The organism is Altererythrobacter sp. MTPC7 (genome assembly GCF_042851395.1).
Taxonomy (GTDB): Bacteria; Pseudomonadota; Alphaproteobacteria; order Sphingomonadales; family Sphingomonadaceae; genus CAJXSN01.
Window position 1 is genome coordinate 57,357 of record NZ_BTGS01000009.1, and the last position, 16,274, is coordinate 73,630.

The following is a 16,274-nucleotide window of genomic DNA, read 5'->3' on the forward strand; positions in this document are numbered from 1 at the left end:
AGACTCCTATCGCGGCATCTTCGAAAATGCGCGCCTCAGGCAGTCTAGTGCCATTTCCCGACCAATTGTTGAACGCCCGATCGTAAAGCCTACCCGAACAAATGGGCGCGGACCCAGTCGACACTTGAAAACGCATCGCCCGGCATTTCGGCGGACAGGACGTCTTCGCCCAGCATGCGCGACCAGTAAGTATGCGCCCCGCCTTCCAGCCTCCAGCGGTGGATGGCGCGGGTGTAGAGATTGAGGTCGTGTTCCGCGCTGATGCCGATCGCACCGAAGACGGCGTGGGCGGTGTTCGCCACGCGCGGTGCGGCCTCTGCGGCGACGGTCTTTGCCATGGCCGCTTGCGCGCGCCCGGGCCACCCGCTGGACGCCGCCAGTTCCACCGCCAGCCGCATCGCGACACAGTCCTGCGCCATGACCGCCAGTTGCTGCTGCAGCGCCTGCTGCTTGCCGATGGGCTTGCCGAACTGGACCCGTTCGTTCGCATGATCGACCGCCATGGCCAGCAGCCTGTCCGCGGCGCCCGCGATCAGGGCGGCGTGACGCAGCGCGGCCGCGTTCTCGCGCCGCTCCGGTTCGTTCTCGCCGGTCGCGCGTTCGATCATCGCCTCGCCGATACCGGCGGGCACGGCATGGCGTCCCAGCGCCATCCACAGCGGCGCGACATCGGCAAGGCCCAGCCCGGCTCCGCCCGCGTTCTCCGCCACCAGCGCATCGAGGAAGCCGGACGCCTCGACCGCCTGCATGGCCCCGGTATCCTCGCCAGCCTCCATGGCGCGAACCTGCGCGGGCGCGAAATGCTCGCCCAGCATCTGTTCGAACGGTTCGAGATATTCGTTTGTCACCGACGCGCTCATCTCAGACCCCTCATCTCAGGCCCAAACCCCGCGCAATGATCCCGCGCAGGATTTCGCGGGTCCCGCCCCGCAGGGAGAAGCTGGGCGCGATATGCGTGACATAGGTCAGCGCCGCGCGAAAATCGTCGCTCACCGGTTCTTCCGGATAGGCGGCCAGATCGTCTCCGATGGCAATCGGCAGCGCCTGTTCGAAGGCGGTGCCCAGGTCCTTCACCACCGAAGCCTCGACCACCGGGCTTTCCCCGGCCGCCAGTTGCCCGGTGCATGCGAGCGACATGGCGCGCAGGGCCGCCAGCTTCGCCATGAAACCGCCGACCAGCGCCAGGGTCGCCGGATCGCGTCGCTGCACGCGGCGCAAATGCGCCAGCCACGCATCCAGCAGCACGATGCTGGAATAGATCCGCTCCGGCCCGCTGCGTTCGAAGGCGAGTTCCGCGACCACCTGCTGCCAGCCGCCGCCTTCCTCCCCGATCAGAGCATCGGCCGGCAGGTCCACGTCCTCGAAGAAAACCTCCGCAAAATGCGCGTCGCCGGCAAGGTCGGTGATCGGGCGGATATCCACACCGGGCGCTTTCAGGTCCACGATCAGCTGCGACAGGCCGCGATGGCGGTCGTCTGCCGTGCCCGATGTGCGGACCAGCGCGATCATGTAGTCCGAATGCATCGAATTGGTGGTCCAGATCTTCTGGCCGTTGAGACGCCACCCGGCCTGGGTGCGTTCGGCGCGCGTGCGCACGCTGGCAAGGTCCGATCCGCTGCCCGGCTCGCTCATCCCAATACAGAACAGCAATTCGCCGCGGCAGATGGCAGGGATGTATTTGCGGCGCTGTTCCTCTGTCCCGAAATTCAGGATCAGCGGCGCGCTCTGCCGGTCGGCGATCCAGTGGGCGGCAACCGGTGCGCCCGCGACCAGCAATTCCTCAACCACGACGAACCGCGCGAAAGGGCCTCGGCCTCCCCCGCCATATTCAATCGGCAGGGTCAGGCCGAGCAGCCCTGCCTCCCCCAGCTTGCGGCTGAAGTCCGCATCGAAGCCGGACCACGAACGCGATCGCTGCGCCGGCGTCATGTCCGCCACCGCCTCCGCCGCGAACGCCCGCACCCGTTCGCGGAGCGCCTCGTCTTCAGGCGGTATTTCGGCAAGGATCATCTGGTCGAACAGGGCATCGTCTCCGCAGTCTTGCCGCACATTTAGGTTTACGCGGGGCCGCCATGCAACCTAGCACAGCGTCCATGGAACCGTTTCTGAAAACAGAGCGCGATGGGCCCGTCGTCATCGCCAGCCTCAATCGCCCCGACACCCGTAACGCCATTTCGGAAACCGCGCATAGCGAGGAAATCGCCGCGTTCTGCGCCGACATGAGCCGCGACCGCAGCGTGCGCGCCATCGTCCTGACCGGCGAGGGCAGCGCCTTTTGCGCGGGCGGCAACGTGAAAGACATGGCCGGAAAATCGGGGATGTTCGCGGGCAGCCCCTACGAAATCCGCAACCGCTACCGCACCGGCATCCAGCTGATCCCGGCGGCGCTGTACGACCTGGAAGTGCCGGTGGTCGCCGCGGTCAACGGACCTGCCATCGGCGCCGGACTGGACCTAGCCTGCATGGCCGACATCCGTATCGGCAGCGAGAAAGCGATCTTCGGCGAGACATTCGTGAAGCTGGGCATCATCCCCGGCGATGGCGGTGCATGGCTGCTGCCGCGCGTGATCGGCATGGCGCGTGCGACGCAGATGACACTGACCGGCGAGATCATCGACGCGGCAAAGGCGCTGGAATTCGGGCTGATCAGCGAATGCGTGCCGCATGACGAATGCCTGCCACGCGCCGTCGAGGTGGCAGGCGCGATCGCGGTCAATCCCGGTCACTCCACCCGCATGGCGAAGCGCCTGCTCCGCGAAGGGCAGGACATGAAGCTGGGCCCCCTGCTGGAACTGAGCGCCGCCTACCAGGCGCTGGCCCACCATACGGACGATCACCACGAGGCGGTGGACGCCTTCATGGAGAAGCGGAAACCGGACTTCCGTGACAGCTGAACTTTTTTACCAGGCGCGGGTCGCGGGTGCCGTAACGGAACCCCGCGCCAGCGTCTCGACAGCGATGCGGCGTGTCTGCAATGCAGCGGCACAAAACAAGACAGGAGCGAGCGATGGCCTATAACACTTTGCGCACCGAGCAGGACGGTCCGGTCCTGAAGATCACCCTCAACCGGCCCGACCGGCTGAATGCCTGCCCGCCGGAAATGGCGGACGAGCTGTTCGATGCTCTGCGCGACCTCGACGGCGCGCGCGCCGTCCTGTTGAGCGGGGAAGGCCGTGCTTTTTGTTCCGGGGCGGATCTCGCATCCAGCGCCGACAGCGCCATCACCGGCGGCGCACGGTCCTACACCGCCCTACAGAAGCATTATAACCCCATGGTCGAACTGCTCGCGGGCCTGCCCGTCCCGGTGGTGGCCGCAGTGCAGGGTCCGGCGGCGGGCATAGGCTGCTCGATCGCGCTGGCAGCGGACTTCGTGATCGCGGGCAAGAGCGGCTATTTCCTGCAGGCCTTCGTCAATATCGGCCTCGTCCCCGATGGCGGGTCCAGCTGGATGCTGCCGCGTCTGGTCGGCCTGGCGCAGGCAAGCCGGATGATGATGCTGGGCGAGCGCATCCACGGCGAAGAGGCCGAGCGTATCGGGCTGATCTACAAATGCGTCGAGGACGATGCCCTGATGGGTGAGGCGAACGCACTGGCGGAAAAGCTGGCCAATGGCCCCACCGTGGCGCTGGGCCAGATGAAGCAAACCCTGCGCGGCGGACTGGAAACCGATTTCACCTCCACCCTCTCGGCAGAAGCCGCAGGCCAGCGCATCGCCGGCAGCACGCAGGACGCGATGGTTGGCGCAGCGTCGTTCCTGAACAAGCAGAAGCCGCAATTCACCGGCAAGTAGGCAGGCGGCAGGTCCGCGTGGACGAATGAGTTGAAGGCTGCCGCCTGTGCGCATAGATGCGGACAGGTGAGCAGCTCTCCTTCCCACGACAATCGCAGCACGCAGTCCGGCTTGGCGCCCTCGATGGACGATGGCCATCGCGACGCTTTCCGGGAAGCGCTGGGCTCTTTCGCCACCGGGGTCACCATCGCGACCACGCTGGATGCGGAAGGGCAGCCGGTCGGTGTCACCGCCAGCAGTTTCAATTCCGTCAGCCTGGCCCCGCCGCTGGTCCTCTGGTCGCTGGCCAAGGACAGCCAGTCGCGCGCCGCCTTCGACGAAAGCGGTCATTTCGCTATCCACGTGCTGGCCGCCTCGCAGGAAGAGCTGTCGAACCGGTTTGCGCGGCGCGGCGCGGACAAGTTCAGCGGCGTCCCGTGGACCCCCGGCCGCCTCGGCTCCCCGGTCTTCGCGGAGCACGCGGCGCTTTTCGAATGCACCACGCGCCATCTCTACGATGGCGGCGACCACGTGATCATGGTCGGCGAAGTGGTGGATTTCGAAGCGCGCGACGAGGCGCCGCTGCTGTTCCACGGGGGGCGCTATGCGGACCACCGCCCGCGCGCAGGCTCGCCCGACGAGACCGAAGCCCAGCGACTGGCCCTGGCGGCCGGAATGGTCGAGCAGGCCCTGACCGGCCCGCTTTCAGGCAATTTTGCGCAAGGCGATCTGGATGCCGCGCTGAAGGTCCTGCGCGCGCTGACCTGACTTACATGGCCTGACTTCCCTGGCCTGATCGCGGAGGAGCTGACCCGGCTAGCCCGCCGAGAGTTGCTCGATCGTCTCGCCCAGTTCCATCCACCGTGCCTCCGCCTTTTCCAGCCGCTCGGTGATCTTTGCGCGGAGCGAGAGCAATTCGCTCATCGGCTGGTAGGCCAGCCTTGGGTCAGAGCTTGCCGGTTCGTACATCGCGCGGTCGACGGCGGTGCGCTCTTTCTCCAGCTTGGCCATGTCCTGTTCGGTCCTGGCCAGATCCGCGCGCAGGCTGCGCAGCTTCGCCTTCTCCTTTGCGGACAGGCCGCCCCGCCCGCGGTTCGCCTTCTTCGCGCCTTTCCCGCTGGCGGCGTCCGTATCCTTGCGAGGCGGCGAACCGCCCAGCACGAAGTCGATATAATCTTCCATGCTGCCGGGAAATTCCTGCGCCGTGCCCTCGTCCACCAGCACCAACCGGTCCGCGGTCAATTCGACCATGTGGCGGTCATGGCTGATCAGGATGACCGCGCCTGTATATTCGTTCAGCGCCTGCACCAGCGCCTCGCGGGCATCGACGTCCAGGTGGTTGGTCGGCTCGTCCAGGATCAGCAGGTGCGGCGCATCCCGGGTGATGAGCGCCAGCGCCAGCCGCGCCCGCTCCCCGCCCGACAGCTTGCCCACTTCCTGCGTCGCGCGGTTGCCGGAGAACCCGAACCGGCCCAGCTGCGCGCGCACCGCGCCGGGCGACTGCCCTTCCATCGCGCGGGTCATGTGTTCCAGCGGCGTGTCGTCGCCGTCCAGTTCTTCCACCTGGTACTGCGTGAAATAGCCGACCTTCATCTTGCCGGGCGCATTGACCGCGCCTTCCATCGCGGGAAGCTGCGCTGCCAGCAGGCGGGCGAGCGTCGTCTTGCCGTTGCCGTTGCGGCCCAGCAGCGCGATCCGGTCATCGGGCTCGATCCGCAAGTTCATCCGGCGAAGGATAGGCGTATCCTCCGCATAGCCGACGGCGGCCATGTCCATCGTGATCATCGGCGGTTTCAGCTCGGCGGGATCGGGGAAGGAGAAACTGAGCGAGGGGTCTTCCATCAGCGCGGCGATGGGCTGCATCTTCTCCAGCATCTTGGCCCGCGACTGGGCCTGCCGCGCGGTGGAGGCGCGGGCGCTGTTGCGCGCGACGTAATCCTGCAGCCTGGCCCGCTGCGCGTCCTGCGCGGCCTTGGCGCTGGCCAGCTGCGCCGCCCGTTCGGCCCGCTGCTTCTCGAAGCTGTCATACCCGCCGGGATAGAGTGTCAGCTGCCCGCCCTGCAGGTGCAGGATGTGATCGACGACCTTGTTCAGGAGGTCGCGCTCGTGGCTGATGAGCAGCAGCGTGGCGGGATAGCTCTTCAGGAAGTTTTCCAGCCACAACGTTGCTTCGAGGTCGAGATGGTTGGACGGTTCGTCCAGCAGCAGCACATCGGGCTGGGAGAACAGCAGCGCCCCCAGTGCGACGCGCATCTTCCAGCCGCCCGAGAACGTGTCGAGCGGACGCTTCTGCATGTCCTCGTCGAAGCCCAGCCCGGTCAGGATGCGCGCGGCACGCGACGGCGCGCTGTAGGCATCGATGGCGAGCAGGCGCTCGTGCACGTCGCCCAGACGGTCCATGTCGGTGCAGGTTTCCGATTCCTCCAGCAGCGCGGCACGTTCCGTATCGGCAGCCAGAACCGCTTCTTCGGGCGTCAGCGATCCGGCGGGCGCTTCCTGCGCGATATAGCCCAGCTTCACGCGCGAACCCTTGGCGATCTCGCCCGCATCGGGTTCGATCTCGCCGATCAGGGTCTTCATCAGGGTAGACTTGCCCGCCCCGTTGCGTCCGATCAGCCCGACGCGCGCGCCCACCGGGATGGCGGCGCTTGCGCGTTCGAGGATGGGCCGCCCGCCCAGCCGCACGGTGATATCGTCGATCGTCAGCATGGCCGCGCCCCTAGCAAGCCGCGCGGGTCTTCCCAATCGAATATGGCGCGAATCCGCGTACTGTTCTCCTTTGCAAGCGGCCCCGCCCGGTCTAGCGGCTCAGGCATGGACATGGAAAACCTGCTGCTGCGCTATTTCGGCACGACCGACCTCGCCCAGGTAAAGGTCGATGCCATCCCCGCCGCGACCGACCGGATGCTGGTCGATCTGGGCATGGAGAAAGACCGCGCCAATCGCTTCGCCCTGTGGAGCCTGCTTTACATGCTGGACGCCGCGCCCGACCTCGACGTCGCATTCGAGGACGAGGCCGACCGCGAGGCTGCGCGCAATTTCATGGACATCGCCATCGCTGCGGGCGGCACGTGAGCCCGCTGCCCATGACCCTTGCGGATTTCGATCCACAGGCTTTCCTGCGCGACACCTGGCAGAAGAAACCGCTGCTGATGCGCGGCGCCTTTGCCGACTGGTCTAACCCGGTCGAACCGGACGAACTGGCCGGTCTCGCCTGCGAGAGCGGGATCGAATCGCGACTGGTCCACGGGGCCGAGGGCGCTCTTTCGGTCGAGCACGGCCCGTTGGGGGCGGAGCGTTTCGATGCGCTCGGCACGTCGGCATGGACCCTGCTGGTACAGGCGGTCGATCACCACGTACCGGAGGTCGCAGGACTGCTGGATGCGTTTCGCTTCGTGCCGAACTGGCGCATCGACGATGTCATGGTCAGCTACGCCACCGATGGCGGCGGGGTCGGCGCGCATTACGACCAGTACGACGTGTTCCTGATCCAGGGTCTCGGCCGCAGGCGCTGGGAACTCGGCGATATGTGCAACGACGAAACGCCGCTCTTGCCGCATGAGGACCTGCGCCTGCTGGCGGAGTTTACCGCGCGGCAGGACTTCGTTCTGGAACCGGGCGACATGCTTTACGTGCCCCCCGGCCTTGCCCACCGCGGGACCGCCATCGGACATGACTGCATGACCTATTCGGTCGGCTTTCGCGCGCCGTCGCAGGGCGAACTGGTGGAAGGCTGGACGGACGCGGTGCTGGACACCCTGGCAGAGGACGATCGCTATGCCGATCCCGACCTCACGCTGCAGGACAATCCCGGCGAAATCACGAAAGACGCGCTCGGCCGCCTCCATGCCGCCGCGATCGCGAAGCTGGACGACCGGCAGGCCTTCGCCCTCTGGTTCGGCCGGCTGGCGACAGCGCCGAAGAACGACCTGATTGACTGGCGGCCGGAAGACCCGGCAGAGGCTAGGCAGGTCGCCGCTCTGCTGGCCGAAGGTGCGGCAATCCTGCGCAACCCCGCTAGCCGCTTCGCCTTCATCCGAACGGGCGAGGACGAGGTGCACCTTTACGTCGATGGCGAAGGGGTCCGGTGCACGGGCCATGCAGCCCGCTTCGCCGCCGAACTTTGCGCTTCGCCGCGCCTCGAGAAGGTGCAGGCCAGCTCCGAAGTGACGCAGCTTCTCGTCACGTTCTGCAATCGCGGCTGCGTGGCTTTCGAGGAAGGCTGACTAGCCGGCGCTTCTTTCGGTCCAGCGCCCCGGCTCCACCCCGTCCAGCGACCAGTCGCCGATCGACCACCGCACCAGCCTCAGAGTGGGATGACCGACCGCCGCCGTCATGCGCCGCACCTGCCGGTTGCGACCTTCGCGCAGGGTCAGGCGGATCCAGCTGTCGGGTATGGACTTGCGGACCCTGATCGGCGGATCGCGCGGCCATAGCTCGGGGTCGGCAATCCGCTCCGCACCGGCGGGACGGGTCATGCCGTCCTTCAGCCGAACGCCTTCTCGCAAGGCCGCAAGCGCCGCCTCGTCCGGCTTCCCCTCCACCTGTACGAGATAGGTCTTGGGCAGCTTGAATTTCGGATCGGCAATGCGCGCCTGCAGTTTCCCGTCATCGGTCAGCAGCAGCAGTCCCTCGCTGTCCCGGTCCAGCCGTCCCGCCGGATAGACATCCGGCACATCGACGAAATCCGACAGGGTCTGCCGCGTGGTCGGGGTTCCCCGGTCGGTGAATTGCGACAGCACGCCGTGGGGCTTGTTGAACAGGATGAGGCGGGTCATGGCCGTCAGGCCTTCGGGCAAGCCGCGCCTGAGTCAAGCCTCGCGGAAGCGCTTCGGCTTCCATGCACCCGGGCGCATTGGCGGCTGGCATGGAGCGCCCCGGCCGATAGCCCGCAAAAAAATTTCGCCGCGTGCTCCGACTTCCAATTTTTTCATTCGGCCGGACCGGTCGCGCCCCCGCTTTTCGCAGAAGGCGTAACGGCAATCGCATGGTTGGTGCGCCGTGCCGAATGCCGGGAATGGCCGAAGTCGGGCGTTTCAGCCTGCCCCTTGGGACGCGGTGACTCGCAATTCGCCCTTGTGTAGACAGGTCCACATGGCACAGACCTGTCGCAAATAGCGACGAATTGGAGAGACAGCGCATGAACCTTGAATTCACCCCAGAAGAGATCGCCTTCCGCAAGGAGGTGCGCACGTTCATCGAGGAAAACCACCCCAAGCACCTGGGTGATTTCGGCATGCGCGAGGACATGTCCCCCGAAGACATGACCGCCTGGCACAAGGTGCTGGGCGAAAAGGGCTGGTCCGTTCCCGCCTGGCCGGAACAGTATGGCGGCACCGACTGGACGCCGACCCAGCGCTATATCTGGTCGGAGGAAAACGCCCGCGCCAACACCTTCATGCCGCTGCCCTTCGGCGTCTCGATGGTCGGCCCCGTGATCTACACCTTCGGCAGCGAAGAGCAGAAGGAGAAGCACCTGCCCGGCATCCGCAGCGGCGATGTCTGGTGGTGCCAGGGCTATAGCGAACCCGGCGCAGGCTCCGACCTCGCCTCGCTCAAGACGACCGCCGTGCGCGATGGCGACCATTACGTGATCAACGGCCAGAAGACCTGGACCACGCTGGCCCAGCATGCCGACTGGGGCTTCTTCCTGTGCCGCACCGATCCCGACGCGGCCAAGCCGCAGGAAGGCATCAGCTTCATCCTGATCGACATGAAGACGCAAGGTATCGAAGTGCGCCCGATCAAGCTGATCGACGGCGGCTATGAGGTCAACGAGACCTGGCTGACCGATGTCCGCGTGCCGGTCGAGAACCTTGTCGGTGAAGAAAACAAGGGCTGGACCTATGCCAAGTTCCTGCTGGCCCATGAACGCACCGGCATTGCCGGCGTTGCCCGGTCGAAGCGCGGCGTGGAGAAGCTGCGCGATATCGCCCGGTCCGAACAGGTCGGCGGCGAACCGCTGATGGACGATGTCGATTTCGCCCGGAAGGTCAGCCAGCTCGAAATCGACCTGGCCGCCCTGGAAATCACCGAACTGCGCACGCTGGCCGGTGAACAGGCGGGCAAGGGACCGGGGCCGGAAAGCTCCATCCTGAAGATCAAGGGCACCGAGATCCAGCAGCGCCTGACGGAACTGACGCTGGAGGCGGTCGGGCATTACGGCACGCCGATGTATGGCCGGATGGAAGTGCCGGGCAACAACGAATACGCCGTCGGGCCGGGTCATGCCCAGCACGTCGCGGCTGCCTATTTCAACATGCGCAAGGCATCGATCTACGGCGGTTCGAACGAGATCCAGCGCAACATCATCAGCAAGATGATCCTCGGTCTCTAAGGCCGGCAAGAGACAAAGAGACTAGAGAGGAAACACCGTGGATTTCAATTTCACCGAAGAACAGGACATGGTTCGCGACGGGCTGTCGCGGCTGGTGCGCGAGGAATATGACTGGGAAACGCGCCGCGGCGTCGTGAACAGCGACAGCGGCTGGCGCCCCGAGATCTGGGCCCGGCTGGCCGAACTGGGCATTCTCGGCATGCCTTTTTCCGAAGAGGATGGCGGCTTTGGCGGCGGCGCGGTCGATGCGATGGTCGTCATGGAAGAACTGGGCAAGGGGCTGGTCGTCGAACCCTTCGTGCCGACCGTCGTCTGCGCCGGCGGCTTCCTGAAGCACGCCGGCACGGATGCGCAGAAGGAAGAGCATATCGGCGGCATCGTCGATGGCAGCCGCATCTTCGCCTTCGCCTATGCCGAACCGCAGGGCCGCTACGATTATGCCGACCTGCAGACCACCGCGAAGAAGGATGGCGACGGGTACACGCTGAACGGTCACAAGGCCGTGGTCATCGGCGCTCCGTGGGCCAGCCACCTCGTCGTGACCGCACGCACCTCCGGCGAACAGCGCGACCATGACGGCGTGTCCGTCTTCATCGTCGACAAGTCCGCCGACGGGGTCACGACCCGCGATTACCCTACCTTCGACGGCCGCATGGCTTCGGAAGTCTATTTCGAGAACGTGTCGGTCCCGGCGGATGGCCTGCTCGGCGAGGAAGGCAAGGCCCTGCCCCTGATCGAGCGTGTTGCGGACGAAGCCATCGCCGCGTCCTGCGCAGAGGCGTGCGGCGCGATGAAGGTCGCCCACGCCATGACGGTCGACTATTCGCGCCAGCGCAAGCAGTTCGGCGTGCCGATCGGTTCGTTCCAGGTACTGCAGCACCGCATGGTCGACATGTATACCGAATACGAACAGTCCGTCTCGCTGACCTATCTCGCGACGATGAAGCTGGATGCGCCGGAGAAAGAGCGCAAGCTGGCCGTATCGGCGGCGAAGGTCCGCCTGGGCCAGGCTGCGAAATATATCGGCGAGGAAGCGATCCAGATCCATGGCGGCATGGGCGTGACCGACGAACTGGCGATTGGCGGTTATTTCAAGCGGCTGACGATCTTCAAGTCCGAATTCGGCAGCATCGACCACCATATGAAGCGCCACATCGCGCTGTCTGCGCAGTAGAAGCGCAAGAGATCAACCGGGCGGGAAAGTCGGCAACACGCCATCATTTCCCGTCCGGTCGGTCAATGCTTTGCACGGGGGGTATTCGGGCGATCACCGATCCGCTTCGGCTGCAGCCCTCAGGCGCGCACGCAGGAGTTTGCCGCTGGGCGTGAGATCATCGTCCGTCCATCCCGAAGGGGGCGTACCGGGCTTCAGCGCCGCGCTGCCTTCGTCCTTGTCCGTGATCGACCAGTTGAACCACGAGATGTCGTTCGCCTCGGCCCAGTCCCACCACGCATTGGAAGACGCGAGGTCGATGGCGCCATCACCGTTCGCCTCGACCAGGCCGAATTCGGTAACCATCAGCGCCAGCCCCTTCTCGCGCGCGGTGTCCGCACGCTTTCGCAGATCGTCCTTATGCGTGGCCGCGTAATAATGCAGGGTATAGCCGATATTGTCGCCGACGAGCGGATCGGTTGCGGCGATGTCGACATCCTGGCTCCAGCTGGGCGACCCGGCAATAATCAGATTGTCTGGGTCCACGGCCCGGATCGCGGCGATCATCCGCTGGTGATAAGGCTTGATATCCCGTGACCAGTCGACCCCTTCGCGCAGCGGTTCGTTGAACGGCTCGTAGATAAGATTGGGCAGGTGGCCGTAACGCCGCGCGATTTCCGTCAGGAATGCCTCTGCTTGTTCAGGATAGGCCTGGTGTGCATGCCAGTCGACAATGACATAGATGCCGTTCGCTTCGGCTGCCTCGATCACGGTGGAGGCCTTTTCCAATTCGCGGTCGAAATGGGTCAGCGCGCTGTCCTGCTGGGTCGCTGCGATCGCTGCGCGCACCCCGCTGACCTTCCAGTCGGTCGCCAACCAATCGACCGTTTCACGCGAGTAGTATTGCGGCGCCCATTGCGACCAGAACAGGCTCATCCCACGCAAGGTAACGGGTTCGCCATGCACGCCGACGATTTTGCCGTCTCTGACCGACAGCGCACCATGCCGTTCGACGGGAGTAGCGGCCGATGCATCGATAGAAGCGCCCAGGTCCGTTTCGCCTTGCCACGACTGCCGGACCTGCTGGTCGGACCCCGAAGCGCACCCCGCAAGCAGCAGTGCGACGACGGCGAACATTTTCGTAATTCCGTGCATTTTCCCCTCCCCGGCCCCTTCGCCGTGTTGTTGTATGCGCCGACACGATACTGTTGAGCGCAGCCGCTTTCAGCGGCTCGCGTGTCAGCTTCCTTCCAGTATGCCCGCCTCCGTCTGCTCTACCGGCAGAATCAATCCGTCTTCATCGAACCGCAGCCGCTCGACTGCGACCGCTCGCCGGCCGAGACCGCCTTCCTGACCGTCGACGGACAAGGTGCCGACATGGTAGAACAGGTACCATTCGCCCCTGAACCGGGCGATGCCGGGATGAATGGTGAAGCTGTTCTCAGCCGATCCGGTTATCTCTCCGCGCCAGGTCCACGGGCCGGTTATGGCGGGGGCGGTCGCATAGGATATTCGCTCGTCGGGATCGATTGCCTTGTCCATGCTGGCATAGGCGAGGTAGAAAATGTCTCCGCGCCTGAATATCCACGGACCTTCCTCGAAGTCGGGCAAGTCGATCGTCCTGATCGGACCGGCCAGGGAAACCATGTCGTCACCCAGTGGTGCGAGATAGCAATTTCCATTGCCCCAGATCAGCCAGCTTTGGCCATCGTTCCCGGTCCAGACCGTGGGGTCGATATCATCCCAGTGATGCGGTCCATCCGTGTCTTCGTTGCGTACGAGAGCGCTGCCCCGCGCATCCCGGAACGGCCCCAGCGGCGATTCGGAAACGGCCACGCCTATGGCCTTGCCAGCGGACCCCTGATCGGGGTCATGCTCGACTGCGGTGTAGAACCAGTATCGTCCGTCCTTCTCATGAACCTGGCTGGCCCAGGCATCGCGTGCGGCCCATGCAAAGTCGGCCGGTTCCATGATTGCGCCGTGGTCATTCCAGCGGACCATGTCTTTCGTGGAATAGGCGAGCCACCGGGTGATGTTGAACATTTCCCCTTCCCCCGCCTCGTCGTGGCCGGTGTAGAGGTAAAGCGTATCGCCTACGACTAGCGGCGCCGGGTCGGCAGTGAAGCGGTCGCGCACGATGGGATTGCCGACATAGGCGAAGCCGGAATTGTCGAAACCTTGATCGGGCACGATCTGGCAGGAGCTCGCAAACGCCGCCGCGCCCAACAGCAACGCCGATCTTTTTGGTACCGCTATCACGTCATGGAACGTCATGCGTTTAATCCCCCCACCCAAAGCAGATGCGCAGCCCAATAAACTGACCGAACAATACGAACGCATGGTGGCTGGCACAAGGGCCCGTGATTGACACGATTGCAGGCTTTTCCTAGCACGATGATAGCGCTCACAAAGAGCACAAGGGTTCGATGCGTCCGGATCGGCGCGCCGCCCGGTGAGAGGGGAGAGTTTGCATGGCGGTTCACGCCGGAAAAGCGATTTTGGCCGCAAGTGTCCTGCTTGCCGGATGCACAGCTACGGGCGCGATAGACCGGACGGCGCCTGCCGCCGCTCAGCAAAGCGCGATTACTCAGACAGGCGCAGAACCGGGCGTCGCCAATCCGGAAATCTGGCCGTCCTACCAGTACCCCGTACCTCTGCAGGCGGATGACGAGAAACGCATCGCGGACCTCCTGTCCCGCATGACGATCGAGGAGAAGGTCGGCCAGCTGGTACAGGCGGACCTTTGCTGCGTAACACCCGACGATGTGCGCGAATACAATCTCGGCTCGATCCTCGTAGGGGGTAACAGCGGTCCCAACGGAAACGACCTATCGCCAGCGCCCGACTGGCTGGCAGCGGCGGATGCGTTCTACCTCGCCTCGGTCGATACCTCAGACGGCGGCACAGGTATCCCTCTGGTATGGGGCACCGATGCGGTGCACGGCCATTCGAACATCATCGGTGCGACGATTTTCCCGCACAATATCGGATTGGGCGCAATGCGCGATGTCGACCTGATCGAGAAGATCGGCGTCGTTACCGCGAAGGAAATCCGCGTTACCGGCCAGGAATGGACCTTCGCGCCGACGGTCGCCGTGCCGCAGGATTTTCGCTGGGGCCGCGCATATGAAGGATATTCGTCCGATCCCGACCTCGTCGCATCCTATGTGGGGGCGATGGTGCGCGGGCTGCAGGGTCCGCCGAACAATGACGACCTGCTGGCCGGTCCTTACGTCATCGCCTCGACCAAGCACTTCCTTGCCGATGGCGGCACCGATAACGGCGTCGACCAAGGAGACAGTTCCATCAGCGAGGAGGAACTGCGCGACATACACGGCAAGCCTTACGGCCCGGCCATTGCCGAAGGCGTTTCCACCGTGATGATCAGCTTTTCCAGCTGGCAGGGCAAGAAGATGACCGGCAACAAGTCGCTGGTCACAGGCGTGCTGAAGGACCGGATGGATTTCGGCGGTTTCGTGGTCTCCGACTGGAATGCCCATGGACAGGTTGCCGGGTGCACCAATGAAAGCTGCCCGCAGGCGCTGATGGCCGGGGTCGACATGTACATGGCGCCCGATACCTGGAAACCGATCTACGAAGACCTGCTGACCCGCGCCAGGGCCGGAACCATTCCGATGGAGCGGATCGACGATGCGGTCACCAAGATCCTGCGGGTCAAGGGACGGCTGGGCCTGTTCGATGCCGGCAAGCCGTCGAACCGCCCGCTGTCGGGACAATACGATCTGCTCGGCGCGCCCGAACACCGCGCCGTGGCGCGCGAGGCGGTCCGCAAGTCGCTGGTGCTGCTGAAGAACGAAGGCGTCCTGCCTCTCGCACCCGGTGGACGCCTGCTCGTCGCAGGGGACGGTGCGGACGATATTGCCCGCCAGTCCGGCGGCTGGACCCTTACATGGCAGGGGACCGGCGTCGACAACAGCCATTTCCCCGGCGCCACCTCGATCTGGAACGGCCTGAAACAGGCGGTCGAAAGCGGCGGTGGCAGCGCGCAGCTGTCGCCCGACGGATCGTTCGACCAGCGCCCGGACGCCGCCATCGTGGTGTTCGGTGAAACGCCCTATGCCGAATTTCAGGGCGACCGCGCCTCCCTTGCGCTCGACCCCGAACTGACGAAGCCCTACGAAACGATGCGCAAGCTGAAGGCGCAGGGCATCCCGGTCGTGGCGCTGATGATCACGGGCCGACCGCTTTACGCCAATCCCGCGCTCAACGCCTCGGATGCCTTCGTGGTCGCATGGCTTCCCGGCAGCGAGGGCGGCGGGATCGCCGATGTGCTGGTGGGTGATGCAGGCGGCACACCGCGCTACGACTTCACTGGCAAGCTGCCTGCAGACTGGCCCCGCACAACGCTCATGAGCGAAGGCACATTGTTCGACTACGGGTTCGGCCTCTCCTATGCGTCGAGCGGCCCTGCATGGACCGAGCTGCCGGAGATCGATACGGCGGCGCTTGCGGGTGATAGTCGGCTGTGGTTCAGCGCCGGCTCTCCGGCCGCGCGCTGGTCGCTGCTGGTAAGCGGCGAGACGACCGGCGACCAGACACGCATCACGACGGTGCCCGCAGAGGCGCTGGGCGGTCGGGCGCGGGTCACGGCCGAAAACTTCCTCGTGCAGGAAGGTGCCCGGCGCTTTGCCATCACGGAAGGTTCGGCCAGCGTGCAGCTGCGCAATTTCGAACCGGTCGATATCGACCGCGAGACCAATGCCGATATCCTGTTGCTGGTGACGGCCAGGGTGTGGGATGCCCCCGACAGTGCGCGGATCGGCGCGATCGGACCGGACAGCAGCGGCTTCAGCGCCTTTGCCCTGCCGGAAACCGCTGGTTTCGTGCGTTACGGCATTCCGCTCAAATGCCTGCGGTCGAAGGGAGCCGACGTAACCAGCCTCACCCAGCCATTCGTCCTGGAAACCACGGGCACGGCGGATTACGCTATCGGAGAAGTCCGGCTGGGCACCGATGCCGAGCAGGTCCTGCCCTGCAGCTAGATGCCGGGCGGT

Annotated in this window: 14 protein-coding genes; 8 read left to right on the forward strand and 6 right to left on the reverse strand. The window is 65.0% G+C overall.

From position 1 onward, the window contains the following. Window positions 1-89: 89 nt before the first annotated feature. Together ACGHJ7_RS09560 and ACGHJ7_RS09565 are read right to left on the reverse strand one after the other, a co-directional pair. On the reverse strand, window positions 90-860 hold the full coding sequence (locus ACGHJ7_RS09560) for an acyl-CoA dehydrogenase family protein (protein WP_390476737.1): 771 nt from the start codon (window positions 858-860) through the stop codon (window positions 90-92). Between the two features lie 10 nt (window positions 861-870). Further along, window positions 871-2,049, reverse strand: coding sequence for an acyl-CoA dehydrogenase family protein (locus tag ACGHJ7_RS09565; protein WP_390476739.1), 1,179 nt, complete (start codon window positions 2,047-2,049; stop codon window positions 871-873). A 44-nt stretch (window positions 2,050-2,093) separates the two neighbouring features. On the opposite strand from ACGHJ7_RS09565, the gene ACGHJ7_RS09570 reads away from it, so the two are divergent. From ACGHJ7_RS09570 to ACGHJ7_RS09580, 3 genes are all read left to right on the forward strand, one after another. Next, complete coding sequence (locus ACGHJ7_RS09570) at window positions 2,094-2,894, forward strand: crotonase/enoyl-CoA hydratase family protein (protein WP_390476916.1); 801 nt, start codon at window positions 2,094-2,096, stop codon at window positions 2,892-2,894. A 113-nt stretch (window positions 2,895-3,007) separates the two neighbouring features. Then, window positions 3,008-3,790: an enoyl-CoA hydratase-related protein gene (locus ACGHJ7_RS09575; RefSeq protein WP_390476742.1), complete on the forward strand. Its 783-nt coding sequence runs from the start codon at window positions 3,008-3,010 to the stop codon at window positions 3,788-3,790. 66 nt (window positions 3,791-3,856) lie between these two features. Next, entirely contained in the window at window positions 3,857-4,537 is a 681-nt protein-coding gene (locus ACGHJ7_RS09580; protein WP_390476744.1) for a flavin reductase family protein, read from the forward strand. 48 nt (window positions 4,538-4,585) lie between these two features. Here ACGHJ7_RS09580 and ACGHJ7_RS09585 read toward each other — a convergent pair whose 3' ends face one another. Beyond that, window positions 4,586-6,478: an ABC-F family ATP-binding cassette domain-containing protein gene (locus ACGHJ7_RS09585; protein ID WP_390476747.1), complete on the reverse strand. Its 1,893-nt coding sequence runs from the start codon at window positions 6,476-6,478 to the stop codon at window positions 4,586-4,588. A gap of 105 nt (window positions 6,479-6,583) precedes the next feature. Between ACGHJ7_RS09585 and ACGHJ7_RS09590 the strand changes: the two genes are divergently transcribed. Further along, window positions 6,584-6,844 carry a hypothetical protein gene (locus ACGHJ7_RS09590; RefSeq protein WP_390476750.1) on the forward strand — a complete coding sequence of 87 codons (261 nt, stop codon included), beginning with the start codon at window positions 6,584-6,586 and terminating at the stop codon, window positions 6,842-6,844. Window positions 6,845-6,855: 11 nt separating this feature from the next. Then, window positions 6,856-7,995, forward strand: coding sequence for a cupin domain-containing protein (locus ACGHJ7_RS09595; RefSeq protein ID WP_390476751.1), 1,140 nt, complete (start codon window positions 6,856-6,858; stop codon window positions 7,993-7,995). Here the strand turns inward: ACGHJ7_RS09595 and ACGHJ7_RS09600 are convergent, their stop codons facing one another. Then, window positions 7,996-8,547, reverse strand: coding sequence for a pseudouridine synthase (locus ACGHJ7_RS09600; RefSeq protein WP_390476753.1), 552 nt, complete (start codon window positions 8,545-8,547; stop codon window positions 7,996-7,998). It abuts the gene before it with no gap. A gap of 362 nt (window positions 8,548-8,909) precedes the next feature. On the opposite strand from ACGHJ7_RS09600, the gene ACGHJ7_RS09605 reads away from it, so the two are divergent. Together ACGHJ7_RS09605 and ACGHJ7_RS09610 are read left to right on the forward strand one after the other, a co-directional pair. After that, window positions 8,910-10,106 carry an acyl-CoA dehydrogenase family protein gene (locus ACGHJ7_RS09605; RefSeq protein WP_390476756.1) on the forward strand — a complete coding sequence of 399 codons (1,197 nt, stop codon included), beginning with the start codon at window positions 8,910-8,912 and terminating at the stop codon, window positions 10,104-10,106. A gap of 37 nt (window positions 10,107-10,143) precedes the next feature. Continuing rightward, window positions 10,144-11,280 carry an acyl-CoA dehydrogenase family protein gene (locus tag ACGHJ7_RS09610; protein ID WP_390476759.1) on the forward strand — a complete coding sequence of 379 codons (1,137 nt, stop codon included), beginning with the start codon at window positions 10,144-10,146 and terminating at the stop codon, window positions 11,278-11,280. A gap of 93 nt (window positions 11,281-11,373) precedes the next feature. On the opposite strand, the gene ACGHJ7_RS09615 is transcribed toward ACGHJ7_RS09610, so the two are convergent. Further along, window positions 11,374-12,414, reverse strand: a complete 1,041-nt coding sequence (locus ACGHJ7_RS09615; protein WP_390476762.1) for a glycoside hydrolase family 5 protein — start codon at window positions 12,412-12,414, stop codon at window positions 11,374-11,376. An 84-nt stretch (window positions 12,415-12,498) separates the two neighbouring features. Beyond that, window positions 12,499-13,449: a family 43 glycosylhydrolase gene (locus ACGHJ7_RS09620; RefSeq protein ID WP_390476765.1), complete on the reverse strand. Its 951-nt coding sequence runs from the start codon at window positions 13,447-13,449 to the stop codon at window positions 12,499-12,501. A 281-nt stretch (window positions 13,450-13,730) separates the two neighbouring features. Between ACGHJ7_RS09620 and ACGHJ7_RS09625 the strand changes: the two genes are divergently transcribed. Then, window positions 13,731-16,262: a glycoside hydrolase family 3 N-terminal domain-containing protein gene (locus ACGHJ7_RS09625; RefSeq protein WP_390476767.1), complete on the forward strand. Its 2,532-nt coding sequence runs from the start codon at window positions 13,731-13,733 to the stop codon at window positions 16,260-16,262. Window positions 16,263-16,274 lie beyond the last annotated feature (12 nt).